This window comes from Eilatimonas milleporae, from assembly GCF_003688555.1.
Classification (GTDB): Bacteria; Pseudomonadota; Alphaproteobacteria; order Sphingomonadales; family Kordiimonadaceae; genus Eilatimonas; species Eilatimonas milleporae.
In genome coordinates this window covers 58,307-75,332 of the sequence record NZ_REFR01000002.1, presented here as the reverse complement: position 1 = coordinate 75,332, position 17,026 = coordinate 58,307, and the positions used below count along the sequence as shown (strand labels likewise).

The 17,026-nt window shown below is 58.2% G+C and carries 15 protein-coding genes and 1 tRNA gene; 10 read left to right on the top strand and 6 right to left on the bottom strand.

Annotation, left to right across the window (positions count from 1 at the left end; genetic code table 11):
* Positions 1-238: 238 nt before the first annotated feature.
* From BXY39_RS00725 to BXY39_RS00710, 4 genes are all read left to right on the top strand, one after another.
* Positions 239-314 (top strand) — tRNA-Ala (locus BXY39_RS00725).
* 582 nt (positions 315-896) lie between these two features.
* Positions 897-965: a hypothetical protein gene (locus BXY39_RS20095; protein ID WP_121936938.1), complete on the top strand. Its 69-nt coding sequence runs from the start codon at positions 897-899 to the stop codon at positions 963-965.
* 21 nt (positions 966-986) lie between these two features.
* Positions 987-2,639: an RNA-directed DNA polymerase gene (locus tag BXY39_RS00715; RefSeq protein WP_147453414.1), complete on the top strand. Its 1,653-nt coding sequence runs from the start codon at positions 987-989 to the stop codon at positions 2,637-2,639.
* A 42-nt stretch (positions 2,640-2,681) separates the two neighbouring features.
* Complete coding sequence (locus tag BXY39_RS00710; protein WP_121936933.1) at positions 2,682-4,109, top strand: ApeA N-terminal domain 1-containing protein; 1,428 nt, start codon at positions 2,682-2,684, stop codon at positions 4,107-4,109.
* 353 nt (positions 4,110-4,462) lie between these two features.
* Here BXY39_RS00710 and BXY39_RS00705 read toward each other — a convergent pair whose 3' ends face one another.
* Entirely contained in the window at positions 4,463-5,449 is a 987-nt protein-coding gene (locus BXY39_RS00705) for a tetratricopeptide repeat protein (protein WP_147453413.1), read from the bottom strand.
* 246 nt (positions 5,450-5,695) lie between these two features.
* Here BXY39_RS00705 and BXY39_RS00700 point away from each other — a divergent pair, with 246 nt between their 5' ends.
* The 3 genes from BXY39_RS00700 to BXY39_RS00690 all read left to right on the top strand — a co-directional run bounded on the left by BXY39_RS00700 (position 5,696) and on the right by BXY39_RS00690 (position 8,042).
* On the top strand, positions 5,696-7,072 hold the full coding sequence (locus BXY39_RS00700) for a tetratricopeptide repeat protein (RefSeq protein WP_170163520.1): 1,377 nt from the start codon (positions 5,696-5,698) through the stop codon (positions 7,070-7,072).
* Positions 7,073-7,196: 124 nt separating this feature from the next.
* A complete protein-coding gene (locus BXY39_RS00695) occupies positions 7,197-7,610 on the top strand; it encodes an Hsp20 family protein (RefSeq protein ID WP_121936930.1) in 414 nt (137 codons plus the stop codon).
* A 9-nt stretch (positions 7,611-7,619) separates the two neighbouring features.
* Entirely contained in the window at positions 7,620-8,042 is a 423-nt protein-coding gene (locus BXY39_RS00690) for a secondary thiamine-phosphate synthase enzyme YjbQ (protein WP_121936929.1), read from the top strand.
* 5 nt (positions 8,043-8,047) lie between these two features.
* Here BXY39_RS00690 and BXY39_RS00685 read toward each other — a convergent pair whose 3' ends face one another.
* Positions 8,048-9,124, bottom strand: coding sequence for a DUF481 domain-containing protein (locus BXY39_RS00685; protein WP_121936928.1), 1,077 nt, complete (start codon positions 9,122-9,124; stop codon positions 8,048-8,050).
* Positions 9,125-9,226: 102 nt separating this feature from the next.
* Between BXY39_RS00685 and BXY39_RS00680 the strand changes: the two genes are divergently transcribed.
* Entirely contained in the window at positions 9,227-10,210 is a 984-nt protein-coding gene (locus BXY39_RS00680) for an NAD-dependent epimerase/dehydratase family protein (protein ID WP_170163519.1), read from the top strand.
* A gap of 25 nt (positions 10,211-10,235) precedes the next feature.
* Here the strand turns inward: BXY39_RS00680 and BXY39_RS00675 are convergent, their stop codons facing one another.
* Positions 10,236-11,504, bottom strand: coding sequence for an MFS transporter (locus BXY39_RS00675; protein WP_147453412.1), 1,269 nt, complete (start codon positions 11,502-11,504; stop codon positions 10,236-10,238).
* A gap of 233 nt (positions 11,505-11,737) precedes the next feature.
* Here BXY39_RS00675 and BXY39_RS00670 point away from each other — a divergent pair, with 233 nt between their 5' ends.
* The gene (locus BXY39_RS00670; RefSeq protein WP_147453411.1) at positions 11,738-13,573 is read left to right on the top strand and encodes a hypothetical protein; all 1,836 of its coding nucleotides are present in this window, start codon (positions 11,738-11,740) and stop codon (positions 13,571-13,573) included.
* Positions 13,574-13,618: 45 nt separating this feature from the next.
* Here BXY39_RS00670 and BXY39_RS00665 read toward each other — a convergent pair whose 3' ends face one another.
* Positions 13,619-13,783 (bottom strand): DUF1674 domain-containing protein, encoded by a 165-nt coding sequence (locus BXY39_RS00665; RefSeq protein ID WP_121936924.1) that lies wholly within the window; start codon positions 13,781-13,783, stop codon positions 13,619-13,621.
* 26 nt (positions 13,784-13,809) lie between these two features.
* A complete protein-coding gene (locus tag BXY39_RS00660) occupies positions 13,810-14,751 on the bottom strand; it encodes a CPBP family intramembrane glutamic endopeptidase (RefSeq protein WP_121936923.1) in 942 nt (313 codons plus the stop codon).
* A 204-nt stretch (positions 14,752-14,955) separates the two neighbouring features.
* Between BXY39_RS00660 and htpX the strand changes: the two genes are divergently transcribed.
* The gene (gene htpX / locus BXY39_RS00655; protein WP_121936922.1) at positions 14,956-15,879 is read left to right on the top strand and encodes a zinc metalloprotease HtpX; all 924 of its coding nucleotides are present in this window, start codon (positions 14,956-14,958) and stop codon (positions 15,877-15,879) included.
* Positions 15,880-15,962: 83 nt separating this feature from the next.
* Here the strand turns inward: htpX and BXY39_RS00650 are convergent, their stop codons facing one another.
* The gene (locus BXY39_RS00650) at positions 15,963-16,973 is read right to left on the bottom strand and encodes an adenosine kinase (protein ID WP_245998930.1); all 1,011 of its coding nucleotides are present in this window, start codon (positions 16,971-16,973) and stop codon (positions 15,963-15,965) included.
* Positions 16,974-17,026 lie beyond the last annotated feature (53 nt).

The window sequence follows — 17,026 nt, the reverse complement described above, 5'->3', positions numbered from 1 at the left end:
CAACCCGCTTCGACAAGCTCGCAAGAAATTTCCTCGCCGCAATCGCAATCGCTTCAACACGCCTTTGGCTCAGAAATTATGAGCCCACAACCTAGACGCAATCGGACAGGGCGGACAGGCCTTTTTCAGCAGTGTCGCGGGGGTTCAAAAAACCCTTGCGCCGGAAAAGTCGGGCTCCTATAGTCCGCGCCTGCTTGCAGTCGGTTCCCGGCCGGACCTGCAAAAGCCTAGGAATTCAGGGGCCGTAGCTCAGTTGGGAGAGCGCTACAATGGCATTGTAGAGGTCAGGGGTTCGATTCCCCTCGGCTCCACCATTCACCTCCTAAGTGACGGATGTTGCAGGAGGCTATTGAAATCAAACAGCTTAATCTTCCCGAGTGTTACACATGAGGCGTGGAAGACTTGTCTGCATACCTGGGCTTGATACGAAGAAAGAGCGGTGTTTATGCCGTCCGAATGCGCATACCACAGGACATCGCAGCGCTGATTGAGAGTGATCCATCGATCTGGAAGACACTTGCCGTGAACCCCAGTGCACGGCTGAACAAATGGCGAGATGCGCTGACTAGCGTGAAACGCGGCCAGCCGGTGGTGGTGAAGAAAGAGTTCAACCAGTCGCTTAGCGCTCGCAAACTGGCTGATGCCAAGGCTCCTTACTTCGCGCTCCGCAACGAACTGGAAGAGGCATTCCAAACCATCCGTTCAGCCTATAGCCGCGAGCCTGTCGTCGCGACTGAACAAGACTTGGTTGCACTATCAGAGGTCTACTTAGCTCAGGTTGAGGAGGACGCCGAGCGCAACGAGACTAAGCTTCTCGGTGATCCGGAGGCGCAGGAAGCGGCGCTTCACAACACGCTTGAGGACATCGCCGCGCAGCGAAGGTTTCGCCCACGGAAATCAGTCGCCAACTTGGCATCAGCCGGTCGTCAGTCTACCATATCTTTGAGGAACTAAATCGAGCTTGATCAGTTCATTGAGGTATTATCTTGGTTTCAGCAGCTGATAAGCGCTATGCTTCCCTCTTGGATAACGGGTTCTATCCTGCTGAACTGCCCCCTGTCTTCAAAACGAATAGCTTTAGCGCGGCGAGTGACAGTGTTCTTGCCAAGATTGGCACCTCAAACAAGGCTAAGCCGGACAACTACGCCGGAAGCACAACTTTTTATGACGGTGCTACGTTTAGGGGGCACCTTCGTACCTTTGGGATTATTAACCCGATCAACTATATGCTGGTCTCCAAGCTTATCGCAAATAAGTGGGCAAGCATCCAGAAAACCTTCAAACTAAGTAAAGTATCAGGCGCTAGGCCATCTTTCTCGACCAAAGATAAATCCGAGCGTTCAATCCAGTCTTCTACGTTGTCCAAGAAGAGTGACCGTCTTCAAAACTTGGCAGCTTGCTATCCTGTTGTTTTGAACCTCGACATAAATCGATTCTATGGGTCGATCTATACCCACTCAATCCCTTGGGCTGTCCTTGGAAAAGCTGAAGCTAAGCTGCGCTACTCAAAGGGTACGTTGAAGGGCCATTGGAGCGATAAGCTTGATACACTAGTAAGGAACTGCAACCAACGTCAGACTGTTGGTATTCCCATAGGCCCAGACACCTCACGGATCGTATCTGAGCTGCTGCTGTCCCGGATTGACGTGGAACTGTGCGCAAAGGGAACCGGCCTAACCGCTTCGCAGATTTATCACAGTATAGACGACTACCAAGTGGGTGTGTTTTATCCTCATGAAGCGGAACAAGCCCAGTCGTTGTTCCAAAGAGTTGTCCATCGGTATGAGATGCGGATCAACGACTTTAAGACCGGCGTGAGCTCGGGGATTGAGTTCGGGCCATCAGTCTTCCAGCGTCATTTTGATGTTCTGAAGTCGCAAAAGGGGCAGCCCTTCATTGAGCACCTCTTTGAGTTGATATACTCGCTCGCGCCGAGATACCCGAACATCAACATCATCGGTTATGCACTTAAGAGCTTCAGGTATAGGCTTGCCAACCACAACACTCATCAACTGGCAAAGCAGTATCTACAACGGTTGACATATGCCTCGCCCCATGAGGCGAGATGGACGCTTCCTTTGTTGCTTGGCATCTATTCTGCTCAAGGCAAAGAAACGGACACTAGGAGGTTTATCCAATGGGGTATCGAGGTGTCCGCCAGAAGAAACGATGTACTAAACTTGCTATGGTTCCTGTACGCTGCACTCTACCTGCGTATCAAGCTGGACAAGTCCGTATGCTTCGCCTGCATCGAGCTATCGAACCATCTAGTTGATCTCATGTTGATCCACGGAAAACACGAAAAACTGTTCCCAGTTGAAATGTCTGCGATAAAGCAGCGGTATCTGCCCTCGGACTTCAACTCCCCCGCATGGATCGTTCTATACGAAGTCTCACGACATGGCTGGAATACGTCCCCATCGTTCTCAAAGGCCGGGACTGTAGATGATCCCGATGGGCTTTATCTCGAACTGCAAAGCCAAGGTGTAGAGTTTTATCAATCTCATCGCTTCAGTGTAGACGCATTTAGTGGATGGCATCTGACAGACGCACACTTCACGCCCGAGCAGCCTGAGCTAGAGCCTTGGGAGTATGACGCGGACGCCAGCTATGACTACTTCGAGGATGAGTATCCATGAAGAAGTTCAAAGTATGCGCCGTGAGTGGTGGGCATATCCGCCATGCTTGAAAGCTTTGATGAATGGTTCGCCGTTCGAGACGGGCATGATGATGACAGGATATGGCCGGGACGGCTGAGCTTTAGCATCAAGAACGGAGTTGTCCTCGAAGCGATTGCCTTTCCCGACGGTGGGAACTTCTACCAAGCCCCAAACTGCGATACGGGAACGATAACCGGCTATCTGGACTATCAGCGACCAACAACCATCATAAATCCTTGGGTTCAATCGCGTGGTGGTGGATCCATGGGGGTGGATACGCCGGTCGTGCGTTCAAAGGCCCGGATAATCGGTAGCGCTATCCTAAAGAACATCCACCTGACCGACATCAACGAGCGCTGTTTTACTGGGGTCAGTATGGACCTTCCGGCATTCAGTTCATGGTACGCGCCAAGGATCGTCAAGACAGACTTCAGTTTTCCTAACGACAAAGGGCCAGCAGATGTTTCAGTAGACGTAGACAGGCCAGAACACAGCGAGTTCGTGCTGAACGACCAAACTAAGGTTACGATAGACAGCTATGCGCATCCGGCGACAGAAGGCGCTGTTACGTCGGTAACGCAGCGGACCTCACTGTGGTTTCAGTTCTCGGAGGCCGCGAACTATGAGGCCGTCATAAAGCGGATATGGCGCGTCAACATCCTGTTTTCCTTTCTCTTGGGCCATCGCATGGCGCAATCCCCCTATCACCTCCACACTACCCACACCCGGAGTTGGAACGAAGAGGATCGACCTGTCGTGGCGGAGCTTCTCTTTCGTCCCACCTTCAAAAGCAAGACGGAGCATTTAGAATGGCATGACGCACTGTTCACACGCCATAACTGCACGCTAGATGCTCGCAGCATCCTGAACGCGGCAGCAGAGCAACCAGATGCCTTGTTCTATCTGATGAACATGGTCCTTCTTATGGAGCACCCTAAGAAGCTGTCGGCAAACACGTTCAGTGAGTTTATGGGGTGCGTAGAAGACTTTGATCAAACCGTCTTTGGAAGCGGATCGTCCTCTGACCTCAAAGCCCTGCGTAAGTCACTCAAAAAAGTTGTTGCCGAGCATGGCTCGGAAGCGGACAAGCGGACGCTCGGTGACTTACTACACAGATCGCCGAACAGGTACTCTCTGGCACAGCGCGTTGAGCGGCTGCAAAGGGCTTGGTTAGATAGCGGGTTTAGAGAGTCGCCTGATCCAATAGAACTAGTAAAGCTCAGGAACGCCATATCGCACGGACGAGCGGTCACCTTAGAGGTTGATGACTATCAGAAGATGGTGTGGTTTGGGTACTATCTTTGTGCGTTGTCACGGTTTCACATCTTCAGGGAGCTTGGCCTGCCTGACGAGGACATCGGTGAGGCGTTTTGCAGGGTCCCGTATAGGTACGGCATGTACGCTCCACGTACCGAAGAAGCAACGAATGCAGAAGCGGAAACCAAGTAGGTGACATACATGATCGACGGGGAGCCAATCTATGATTTGATCGTGCCGCACTGTGCCGACCTGTTGCCACGCTACTGAAAGTTGATCCCACTGCGGAGATTTATGTGCCTGACATCAGCTAAGAAGACTTGGGCTTTTCAAGGGACCACACAGGTGGTACACACAGTGCTGTAGCGTTCGGCGTTAAGCATTGATTTTATTAAATAAATGGTGACGAAAGCCAGTTTCCCCTCGGCTCCACCATTTCCATAAAATTACTTTTGCCTCGGGTTCGATGATTGTCCCTCGGACCCCACCCGACCATCGTAAAGCTCCACCAAACCGGGTGGAGCTTTTTTATTGAATCCCTGATGCTAGCCGGGCGGTTTGGCAAAACAGTCATGTCCCTTGCGTTTCAAAAGAATGCAGCGGGAAACGGCTTCCTGCATTGAAGGGACAGGTCCGAAAACAAGCCGGTACATGCCGGGGCGCGATGGCACTTCCTGAACGGTGCTGTACAGACCGGTAACGGCATCGGCCATTTCCGACAGGATGAGTTTTTCCAGCCTGTCGGCTTCCACACGGTTCATGGCAAGGCCGACCTCAACCCGCCAGATGGTTGACCAGTCGTCGGGCTCTTCAAGGCCCGCAGTCTCTGGAGACGCACTATCCTTCGCCAGTAAAAGATGGGGCGCGAGAATTTCGCCGTCAAAACTGCTTTCGGTCAAACCTTCGGCATAGGTCAGGCCTGTCTCGCGGGCCTCGGCCGACAATTGCTGACGCATGGCCAGCTCTGCCTCGACCGCATCACCGTATCCCGCGTCTGCCGCACGGCGCACCAGACCGTAGCCGCGTATGGGGTCCGGCGTGTCGCCTACATCGCCGTTCCAGTAAAGAATGCCAAGCATGTAGAGCGCCTCGGTCTCACCCTGTAACGCGTGCCGGCGCCAAATGGCCAGCGCTTCCCCCCTACCGCCTACCTCACCCGGCATGTCGAAAAACAGCATGTTGGCCAGCGACAAACTGGCACGGCCATGCCCCATACCGGCGGCAAACCGGTAAAACATGGTGGCAATGGCGGGTGACGCCTGACGCCCGACGCCCAGTCGGTGAATTTCCCCCAAATGGAAAAACCCGTCGGGGTCGCCGGCTTCGCCAGCCTCGCGCAGGGCGCGGATGCCGCCATTGACATCCCCCTCACGGATACGGGCAAGCGCGGCCTCCACCACCGTGGCGGGGGCCGCCGTCGCCGCGTCCGGTGCGTCCTGATCCGGTACGTCCCGATACAGGGCCCAGGCAGGAGAGAACACACCGGAAACCGATATGGCCGCCAGCAGTCCGAAAGCGGCAAAATCATTCATTCCCAATGATTTATTCGTTAAAATGCGCCCAAACATTTTAAATATTCTTTCATGTCTACGGCCTAGTGTCGCAAAAAATAGAATGATCGGGCAATATGACATCTGTCAAATGTGGCATTATGGACAGCCATGCTGAGGGCATCGAATAAAAAAACGGGTCTTTCCGTCAGGCCGGGAAGCGTGGTGGTTCTTTGTGTTCTTGTACTTGCGGCCTGCGCAGGCACCACCACGGGACCGGGGTCGGCCGTGCCGGGCAGGACACCGGTTCGCGATGGCGGTACGGAACCGGGAGATACCGCGGCTGCGCGGGCCGTGGCCGACAGGCTGCTGGCCAATGGACACCCCATGGCCGCCATTCCGCTTTACCGGCGCCTGGTCGACCAGGATGAACAGGGCGCACGCGTGCCTCTTGCCAGTGCGCTGAGCACCGTAGGCGCGCATCAGGAAGCGGTACGGCAGCTGTTACCGGTCACCGCCTATGTCCCGCCCGAGGAACCGTCGAAGGATTTCGTACCCCGATATACCGCCGACGACATCACCAGGGCCTGGGCCCTTCTTGGCCGGAACTGGCTGGCCCTTGGCCGTATCGAAGATGCCGTCGGCGCCTACAATCAGGTCATGGCGCGCACCACCGATACACAGGACCGTTTCGGCGCCGCCACAGGGCTGGCGATTGCCCTGGCGGCACGGGGGGAGGTGAATAGCGCATTACCCCTGTTCGGACAGGACCCGTCGGCACAATCAAACAAGGCCCTTGTGCTTGCCGCCTTCGACCGGACGGACGAAGCCATCGCCATTCTGGAACCGATGGTCGCCGCAGGCGCGGGGCCGCGCGATCGTCAAAACCTTGCCTTTGCCTATATGATGGCCAACCGGCCGGCAGCCGCGACCCGTATAACGCGGGTTGATTTCGGGGGCGAAGACTCGCAGAAAACGCTGGAATTCTATCAGATGCTGCGACCGCTTGACGGATCGGCACGGGTGCGGGCCCTGATCAGCGGCCTTATCCAGCCGGCCGAGACCCGAGAGGAAACCGCCAATCTGCGTCTGACCGATACGCCCGAACAATCGGAAACCGCCGCGCGCATCGTGACTGAAAATGTCCGTGAAAGCTCTGCGCTTTCAAAAACATCCCCCGGTTCACAAACACCCTCCGGGCCTGATACCGGCGTCACCGGCAAACCGGTCACGGCCCCGGAGATCAATGACCGCACTCTCAGCGACAGGGCCGCCGAAGACGCAGCGCGAAAAGCCGGGCTTGATCCGCGGGACGTGCCGCCGCTGCTTGGCCCGGACGGATATGCCCTTCAGATCGGTGCCTATCGGACAATTCCGGCCCTGATGCGCGGCTGGACCATACTGCTTGATGCCAATCGGGACCTGCTGGCCGATATTCCCCCGCGCCGGTCGGAAGTGACGCTGCCACCGCGTCAGGGGCAGACAGGGCCAAGCGGCCATTATTTTCGTCTGAATGCCGGACCGCTGCGGCGGTACAGCGACGCCAAAACCCTGTGCGACGCGCTCACCATCCGGGGGACGCCCTGCTGGATCCGCGTACCGGAACCGGGTGAAAGCGGCACAGAAGACAGTCGGGAAGACAGTCGGCCGGACACTGAAAACTAAGACGATTTTCATGACAGTATGAGCGCGGTTGCCGGAACGGAAATTCTGTCGCACACTCCGGCGCAGCCGCCTTACGCCTGCATGAAGACAGCGGTATGCAGGCACTCTGTCCGGAGAAGGTCCGATGTCACGTCTGTCAATCTTCAACAGCCCGTTCCTGCTTGGTTTTGAGGATATGGAACATCTCGTCGAAAGTGTCGCCAAATCCTCGGGCGAAGGGTATCCGCCCTACAATATCGAACAGCACGGCAAAGGGACGGTGCGCATATCGCTGGCGGTTGCCGGTTTCAGCCGGACAGATCTGGCGGTGACACTGGAAAACCGCCAACTGATCGTACGCGGCCGCCAGGAAGACACCCGCGCGGACACCCAGACCTTTCTGCATCGGGGTATCGCCAAAAGACAGTTCATGCGCCGTTTTCTGTTGGCTGACGGTATGGAGGTGACAGACGCCTTTCTGGAAAACGGCCTGTTGCATATCGACGTGGCACGCCCGAAATCGGATCCCGCCGTTCAGACAATACCGATCCGGGAATGACGACGCGCCATGTTGCATCAGGCGCAACACCGGCTCCATATCAAAACAAACGGGCCATCCCTGGTGGAGATCACCGCACCGGTTGCCGCATGGCTGATGGAAACCGGTCTTAAAGACGGCCTCTTGACGGTATTCATCCGCCATACCAGCGCCTCGCTGACCATTCAGGAAAATGCCGATCCGGACGTGCAGCGCGACCTGATGGACGCCTTTGACCGCCTGGCGCCGCGTGGGAAGACCCTTTACCGCCATGATGCCGAGGGCCCCGATGACATGCCGGCCCATATCAGGGCCGCACTCAGCGACACATCGCTTGGAATACCCGTGACGGACGGCCGGATGGTTCTCGGAACATGGCAGGGGCTTTATATTTTCGAGCACCGCGACGGACACCACCGGCGCGAGGTATTCCTGCACCTGACAGGCTGTTGAAGTCCCTAGAATGAATAGGCGATCGATGCCCGTGTCGCCGTATCCGTCGCGGATGTACCGACCGGTGCATTGCTGTCATAGTTGATCTGGAAACTGAGCCGCGCCTTCAGGCGCGCATTGACGGTGGCATTCAACGCGGCAAGGTTTTCCAGCGTAATATTCTGCGTTCCGAAAATGGCGTTGGCACGATTGGTCAAAGTCCAGCCTTCCGAGAGGGTCAATTCATAATTGCTGGCAAGACGGCCGAGGAATTCGGTACCGGGCGCATCAGGATCAGGGTCGGCTTCATCCGTGTCCAGACCGACAAAACGCACACCCGGCCCGGCCTCGATGGTCAGTTTGTGACCTTCACGGGCAAGAAGGTCATAGCCGACACCGAAGGTCTCGACGAGGCGGTAATCAAAACCGGAAAACCGGTCCACTTCAAGCTGGCCGAAATTGGTGACGAAAAAACGCGGAACCACCCGCCAGTTCGTCTGATGGTCAAAGACAAAACGTTCCCGGGTCGTCACATCAGCCCGGCGCGCAAAATCGATCGTCAACTGAAAGCGTTGCTCCCACCCCTTTCCCAGCAGGCGGTTCATCCGGAAGCCAAGATTGAGGGCCTGTTCATTCGTATCGCCTGAGCTGGTGCCGGCGCCGACCTCCAGTTCGGGGTTCCATGCCTTGAAATTGAGCAAACCGGGTGCCGGCGCCGGTTCTTCCACGGGTTCCGGCTCCACGAGAGACTGGGGGTCCGTCATCTCATAGGTAGCAATTTTCGGGTCCCCCAGTTCGTCCACGTCTCCCATCCGCGCCATGGCCGCCACAAGGGCGGCGGCATGATCGGCAATTGCGTCGGAGGCATCGGGCCAGGCAGCCTTGGCGGCGGCAACCACGGCATCGAATTGATCCGGGTCACCGCTGGCAAGAGCCGCCCGCATCATTCTGTCCACACCGCTTGGAAGCGACGTCTCTACGGTTTCGACCGTCTGGTCGTATGGCACTGCCTCCAGCGCGTTCACAACCGGCAAAGTCGCGGCAGAGAAAAACATCCACAGGGTTGAAACGGCAAAAACCCGCATGAAAATGTGACTGCACATCGTAAACAAAGTCCTCTGAGGCCTTGGCGTTCGGGCATTGTGTTCTGCCGGCAAACATGCTGATTTCAAATTCAGCGCAATATATGCCGCAGGAGAATAGTCGTGCCGCACGCATTTGTCACCGGAGCAACGGGTTTTCTGGGCAGACACCTGGTGGATGTTCTCGGCGAAGCCGGGTGGCAAATCACCGCCATGGTCCGAGACCCGGCAGCGGCGGAGGCTCTGTTTGGCACAAAGGTTCGCCTGACCCAAGGGGATTTGACGGACCCGGAGAGTGTGCGTGGCGGAATGCCAAAGGGGACGGACGCGGTCTTTCACACTGCTGCCGACACCAGTACATGGGCACGGCACAGGGTCCGGCAGCATGCGATCAATGTACAGGGGACACAGGCCGTCATCGAGGCCGCCACCGCGAAAAAGGCCGGCCGCCTGATCCACGTCTCTTCCATCGCGGTGTTCGGCATACACCACGGGATCATCACCGAGGAAAGCGAGACACGCGGCACCGGCAGCCGCGTCAGCTATGTCAAAACCAAGGCAGCTGGGGAAGCGTGCGTGCGCGCGGCGGTACAAGAAGGCCGGCTGGATGCCGTCATTGTCAATCCGACCCATATTGTCGGCCGTTATGACACCCACAATTGGGCGCGGCTGATTCGGCTTGTGGCGGACGGCAGTCTGCCGGGTATTCCGCCAGGCGGGGGCAATTTCGCCAATGGCCGCACCGTTGCCGAGGCCATGCTGGCCGCTGTTGATCGGGGGCGGCGGGGCGAACGCTACATTCTGGGTGGCCCCAATGCACGCTTCACCGATTTTATAGCCGTGGCCGGACGTACCTTGAATACACCCGTTACGGCAAAGGAAACGCCTGCATGGCTGCTGAAGGGCATGGCGCGATTTCTGGCACCTGTTGGAGCCGTAACAGGCAAGAAGCCCTTAATGACACCGGAAGAGGCCTATTTCGCCTGCGAGTCCATCGATGCCAGCAGTGCCAAAGCCGTCGATGAACTTGGCTACCGCGAAATACCCCTGGAACAATCCATTGCCGAAAGCGTGACATTTCTGCGCGATCAGGGCCTTGTGACCTGAGCAGCGCGATGCGCCTCGATCCACTCTATATCTGCGGCGGCGGCAGAACAGGCCTGCGCAGAACCGGCAGCAGCAACGGCACGGATATCAGTGCGTGCCCCACACCCAGCCAGAACAGCGCCTCAACCGGGACGCCCCGATCCAGTGCCGCGCCGATGATCCATGGCGCGAGCGCGGTCGAGACCACAATGATGGACACGGTCAATGACTTGATTTCACCCAAATGGCGGGTCCCGTAAAGCTCCGCCCACAGAGCATTGTTCACCGGCAGGGAAAGGCCAAGCGCCACGCCCGTCAGCATCATATAGGTCACAATGGCGGGGGCGGACTGCCCAACGGCGACAAAGGCCAGTCCCAGTGCCAACACCGGCGGATACAAGGCCAGCAGTTTCAGACCGCCAAAGCGGTCAACCAGAACGCCCGCGACAAACGGCACGACCGAAGCCCCGGCCGCATGGGTCCAGTACAGGCCCGTATATGCCTGAAAGGTCCACCCCTTCTCAACCGCCAGTCTTTCAGCGAAAAAGAACATGGCCGTCATCCAGAAGGGAATCGATACAATGGCCGGCAGGATAAGATAAAACCGCCAATCCCTGAGAACATGACGCCGGCGCCAGGCCCCTGTGGCGGACGGCAGGCCCTGTAATGCGCTGTCCGCCTGTCGTTCCAGGGCGTCCGCATGGTCCGCCCATGCCTTGTGCCGCTGATCGTGACCGGCCAGCAGCCACAGCAGAAACGGCAGGGCCACGCCCAAAAGACCGAGGGCGAGCACCAGCCAGGTATCCTGCCACGCCATCGATCCCATAAGCCAGACAGCCGCCGCCGGCAGCATGGACTGGGCCACCGGCATGCCCAGGCCGGCCACAGCCACGGCCGTACCGCGTCCGGCCTCGAAATACCGGGTCATGGTGGTCATCGCGGCATGGACCATCATGCCCTGACCGAACAGCCGCACTAATGTCAGAGCCGCCACGAGATAATAAAATGATCCCGCAAGACCGACGAAAGCAGCCGACAGGCTGAGAGCCAGAACAAGTGCCGCCGTATAATGTCTGAGGTCGATCCGGTCGATGAGATGCCCCATGAGATTGACCCCCAACGCGCTTCCCAGGGTTACAACCAGATACAGCAGGCCGAAATCGCTTTCGCTCAGCCCGTAATCCATCAGGATGTCGGGGCGGTAGACACCGATGAAATAGGTTTGCCCGAAACTGGATGAAAACGTCAGCAACAGCCCATAGGCAAGCAACCGCCCGTCCTTGGCCAGGGGTTTTGGAAACAGGGTGGACAGCATCTGGACATCCTCATGCGCGCCCGCATACAAATGACAAGCATAGGGAATATGTATGGGGGTCTTTCAGATACACCCCGGCCGGGCATCCGGAAACCCTTTGGTAAGGTTTTTGCTAGACAGGATATTGCATCCTGGCGGAAACCCGCGGGGCGCCGGATATGGTCCTGAACGCTTCAGGCCATCCGTACCCGGCACAGCCGGATCATCGCGGTCAGTCAATGGGGAAGCCGCACGTGTCGATCGAAAAGTCCGTGCACTATGAGATTCATGCCCGCCGGGGAAGCGGCTGGACCATCCTGGCCATCAAGGACAGCCGCCAGGAGGCCGTCGCCACGGCGGAAAATCTTTGGAAGGGTGGTGGCCAGACCGGCCTGCGCATCGTCAAGGAAACCTTTGACCGCGCAAAGCAGGAGTTTTCCTCTGTCGAGATTTTTTCCCGTGGGGCGCAGCGCAAAAAATCGCGGCACGATCCCGGCGAAGCAATTTCCCCATGCCTGACGACAAATGACCTTTACGGCGGGGACGGGCGCCGCTCGATCTGGGAACTGTTGTCATCCAGCCTGCGGGAATGGGCCATAACGCCGACGGAACTGCTGCACAGCCTGGAACATTATTACCGCCTGTACAATAAAGGCACACTTCTGCAAAACGCGGTACAGCGCACGGCCGTCGCCTTCGAGGATACGCAGGATTCCATCCAGGAACGAATGCGCAAAATCACCAAGCTGGTCGACACGGCCGCCGACCTTTTGAAAGCCGCCGAGCCGACAGTGCCAAAACTGGAACTGGGCAGGCTGAAACCGGTCACACTGGCACTGGAAGGCAAGCAGAACCGAAGCTTTCTACTGCTGGCGTCCTTAAGCGAATATCTCAGACCCACACAGACACTGTATGACAAGTTTGGCCGGATTCTGGTGTTCGTGAGCGGCGACCGGCCGCAATGGGTCACGGACTGTCTGGACCAGCTGGTCAGTGAATATTTCCTTTTCGACGGCGTTGTCCTGCAACTGTTCAACGAACCGGGCGACCGCGGCGTATTTCTCAATCTGATTGTCCATCTGTACGCCGGCGACCTGGAAAACCTGCGGGAAGACCCGGCTGCCAGGTCCCAGGTCACGGAGGATGCGCTGTCCGTCAATGCCGCCGTCCAAACGGGGCTGATGCCGCAGACACGCAAGAAATTACTGAAGCGGCTGGCCGTCGAAATCGATGCCACACAGGCAATCAACGACCGTGGCCTGTACAGCGAATTGCAGGCGCTGGCCGTTCTGCGGGCCCGTCTGGGCACACTCGGCATCGATGAAGGAACGCTGGATATTCTAGACCAGAAGCTTGAAGCCCGTGCCAGCCGCATGGTCAACAGCCAGTCCGTCGGTGCGGCCCTGGACGAGCATGCCGATCCGTTCGACAAACTGTTTTTCCTGCTGAAGCTGGAAGCCGTCACACCGGGGCTGTCCAACAAACGCATGGTGGCCAACTCGATTTTGCCCATCCTGACACGGCCGGATTATGAATCCGCCCTTCTGGGCCTGAACACCTCACCCATCAAAGCGATGCCGCGCCTTGCCCAATTGCAGAAAGCCGTCCTTCAATCGGGCCTGACGGAAATGCATCAGCGGCAGATTTCGGAAAAACTGGACAGCCTGTGCCGCGCCATTCTGGAAAATACACGGATTCTGGAACGCATCCATCAGGCCGCTATCGGGCCTGTGGACAAGGTGCTGCGTCTGCTGCAACTGATGGCGGACGAGTATTTCACCCAGGGCACCCGTGAGCGTGCGGAGCATCTGGTGCTGATGTATATGCGCCAGGAAACTTTCGCAAAAGACCTGAGCCGCCCGCAGAACGGACGGTCCCCGGCGGAAATACAGACCATGCTGTGGCAGTTGCTGGAGACCGCCGGCCTGAAGTCATCCTCCAAACGGGCGGACAAGGCGGATCGTGACCCGCTTGAAAATACAGACGGGCCGACCCCTTCCGACGGGAATGGCGGGCCTACGGCCGAGGGCGATAGCAGCGACAATAGTGACGCGGCCAAGGCCGTTGAGGACGGCGATCAGGAACCGTAGGGCGCGGCTTTTACCCCACGCCCCGTTCTGTTTGTCGGCCTCTGTTTAAAAATCCGAAATGATGCCGTTCTTTTCCCAGTCGCCGTAACGCGTCGGTTCCGGCCCGTCACGCCCGCCGATTTCCTTCGGGCGTCGGGTCCCAGCCTCCTTTTCGGGTTTGGCCTGATTTGAAGGCTGATCGGTTTTTTCTGTCGTGTCGCGGTCGGTCATCTGACACCCTTTACTGTGCCCGGCGGTCATCCGGCGGGCGAAAGCGGCCCGTCAAGATTCTCGGCACGGGCCTTTCTCCAGAAATAGAGCGCCACGGCAAGGGAGACAAGCGGCAGGACAATGCCGAACTCGTTCGCATAAAGCCGGGTATCTTCATACGCCAGCGTCATGGGCTGGAAAATGCTCAGTATGAAAACATTGTGTGCCGCGTGGAGAGTGGTCACAGGCCAGAGACTGCCGGATTTCAGACGTAAATAGGTGTAGGCAAAGGACAGACCGACGGACAGCAGGGTGAAATTCAGCATCTGCATATGCAGACCCGAGGGGCCCGCATTATAGCTGGTGCCGTAAATCAACGGGATATGCCACGCTGCCCACACCAGGCCCGACAGAACGGATGCATGGGCAAAACCGACCCGCTGCATCAGATGCGGCACCAGAAAACCGCGCCAGCCGATTTCCTCGCCGAGTGCGGTGATGAAATGCCACAACATGCCCACACTGGCGATCATAACGACGCTGAAGACAATCATCGCCCATTCGGGCCAGGCCGGCAACGCCATGAAATAGGCGACTTCTTCGATATATTTGGGGTTGGGTACACCGCCCAGACCGAGCGACCAGATCAGGCCGTAAGCGGCAAGACCGTAGGCGGGCGGCAGGAAATAGGCGATCCAGTGCCAACGCGTGGGGCCCCAGTGCCATCCAAGCGATGACAGGCCGTGGCCTGACAGGCGCAGGGCCGCCATGGCGGCCAGTCCCGGTGTCCACATCAGGAGCGCGATATAATAGCGCTTCAGCCCCAATTCCAGGATGAGCAGATAGCCCATCGCGGCAAAAAGCAGCAGAAAACCGGCAAACAGCCCAAGGGGACGCCAGAAATCCAGTCGCTGGCCGGTGCCTGAACCTTGTGCCGGGGGCCGCATTGCCTTCTGCGGTGCCGGCTCGTCCTGTGTTGGGTCAGACATTCTTTCAAGCCCTCCCAAACTTGTCCTTTAAAACCTGCAAAACTGCATACTCCATCGGCTATGCCCTGTTCAAAGACAAACCGCCAAGCTGAAGGTTCCCACTCTTGATACAAGGGCGACCAAAGCCCACATCCCATCCAAGACCACATAAAATACGTGGGTTTGCACCCGAAAAGAGGCGAACGACAGCCGAGGAGAGATGAAATGAATATGATGCGCACTGCGATGCTGATGGCGGCAATGACCGCCCTCTTTCTCGCCGTGGGCTACATGCTGGGCGGCCAGGCCGGCATGCTGCTGGCCTTTGTGGTGGCCGCCGGCATGAATCTATTCGCCTATTGGAACGCCGACAAAATGGTGCTGTCCATGCACGGAGCCCGTGCCGTTGACACACGCACCGCACCGGATCTTGTCACGATGATATACCGCCTTGCAGACCGTAGCGGCCTGCCGCGTCCGAAGGTTTATATCATCGACACACCGCAGCCCAATGCCTTTGCCACGGGCCGCGACCCGGCCCACGCCGCCGTCGCTGCGACCACGGGGCTTCTGAATACGTTGAACCGCGACGAGGTCGAAGGTGTCATGGCGCACGAGCTGGCGCATATCAAAAACCGCGACACGCTGATCATGACCATCACGGCAACGATTGCGGGCGCCATTTCCATGCTGGCCAATTTCGCCCTGTTTTTCGGTGGCAACCGGAACAATCCCCTTGGCCTGGTGGGCACGATCGCCCTGATGGTTCTGGCACCGGTGGCGGCCGCTCTGGTGCAAATGGCCATCTCGCGGACACGCGAATACCAGGCCGACAGAACAGGCGCGGAAATCTGCGGCCGCCCACGGGCGCTGGCCAGCGCCCTGTCACGGCTGCACAAAGGGGCGGCGGTGACGGTGAACCCGGATGCCGAACGCAACCCGGCAAGCGCGCACCTGTTTATCGTCAATCCGCTGAAGGGGGGCAGTATCGACAGCCTATTCTCCACCCACCCGCCGATGGAGGAACGTATCCGCCGTCTGATGGCCATGGAAGAGGGCGGTCCGAGGACGGGCAGCCCGCGGTCCGGTGGAACCGGCGTATCCGGCGTACCGGAAACCGGACCCGGAAAACGCGGGCCCTGGTCCTGAGCGTCTGGGGTCTGGGGTCTGGGGTCTGGGGTCTGGGGTCCGGGTAAAACACTCTCCGGACCCTGCAAACCGGTCTTCTGTTTTCAGCGCGCAAGCAGCTGTTTCAAAGCCGCTTTCATATCGGCTTCGGGGCGGGCCCCAAGGTGGGAAATCACTTCTGCCGCAGCCATGGATGCGATGCGTCCGCATGTTTCCAGATCATGGCCCGCCGTCAGCCCGTAAAGAAAACCGGCGGCATACAGATCGCCGGCGCCGGTGGTATCTTCCACAGTGGCGGGGTGCGCGGGTATGTCGATGCGCGTCCCGTTTGCCAGAACAACCGACCCCTTGCCCGACCGGGTCACGGCGGCAATGTCGGCATGGGCAAGGGCCTGCCCGGCGGCGGCCTCAAAATCATCCACCTCATACAACGAACAGATCTCGGCTTCGTTTGCAAAGAGGATTTCAACCTTGGTGTCGATCAGGTCGCGAAACTCCGCCCGAAACCGGTCCACGCAGAAACTGTCGGACAGGGTCAGCGCGATACGGCGGCCATTGGCATGGGCGATATCAATGCCGCGCAGAACCGCTTCCTTCATGCGTGGACGGTCCCACAGATACCCTTCGATATAGGTAATGGCGGCTGAGGCCACCTGATCCTCGCCCACGTCTTCGGGACCGATGTTGGCACAGGCCCCCAGATAGGTGTTCATGGTGCGCTGGGCATCGGGCGTCACAAGGATCATGGACGTTGCCGTTGCCTCGCCAGCGCTGGCGGACTCCGTCCGGTAATCGACACCAACGGCGGTGATGTCATGGCGGAACACGGTGCCCAGCTGGTCGTCACGCACCTTGCCGATAAAACCGGCGCGGCCGCCCAGCATGGCGACGCCTGCCGCTGTATTGGCCGCCGATCCGCCGGACCGCTCGACCGCCGGCGGCATCGCATCGTAAAGCCGCCGCGAGGTGTCTTCGTCAACCAGCGTCATCGCCCCCTTGACGCGCTCATGCGTGTCCAGAAACGCATCATCCACCCTTGCAAGAATATCAACGATGGCGTTTCCCATGCACAGCACATCCAGTGTTTGCGGGTTGTCGTCGGTTTCCCTGGTCACGGCCTTCTCCCTGCCTGCATATCCTTGAACCCCCCGGCAATACCATTGCCGGG

Bases quoted from the DNA above. Each gene is read 5' to 3' on its own strand.
- BXY39_RS00710 (WP_121936933.1), top strand. From the start codon at position 2,682: ATGCTTGAAAGCTTTGATGAATGGTTCGCCGTTCGAGACGGGCATGAT.
- BXY39_RS00705 (WP_147453413.1), bottom strand. From the start codon at position 5,449: ATGAATGATTTTGCCGCTTTCGGACTGCTGGCGGCCATATCGGTTTCC.
- BXY39_RS00695 (WP_121936930.1), top strand. From the start codon at position 7,197: ATGTCACGTCTGTCAATCTTCAACAGCCCGTTCCTGCTTGGTTTTGAG.
- BXY39_RS00690 (WP_121936929.1), top strand. From the start codon at position 7,620: ATGTTGCATCAGGCGCAACACCGGCTCCATATCAAAACAAACGGGCCA.
- BXY39_RS00685 (WP_121936928.1), bottom strand. From the start codon at position 9,124: ATGTGCAGTCACATTTTCATGCGGGTTTTTGCCGTTTCAACCCTGTGG.
- BXY39_RS00675 (WP_147453412.1), bottom strand. From the start codon at position 11,504: ATGCTGTCCACCCTGTTTCCAAAACCCCTGGCCAAGGACGGGCGGTTG.
- BXY39_RS00665 (WP_121936924.1), bottom strand. From the start codon at position 13,783: ATGACCGACCGCGACACGACAGAAAAAACCGATCAGCCTTCAAATCAG.
- BXY39_RS00660 (WP_121936923.1), bottom strand. From the start codon at position 14,751: ATGTCTGACCCAACACAGGACGAGCCGGCACCGCAGAAGGCAATGCGG.
- htpX (WP_121936922.1), top strand. From the start codon at position 14,956: ATGAATATGATGCGCACTGCGATGCTGATGGCGGCAATGACCGCCCTC.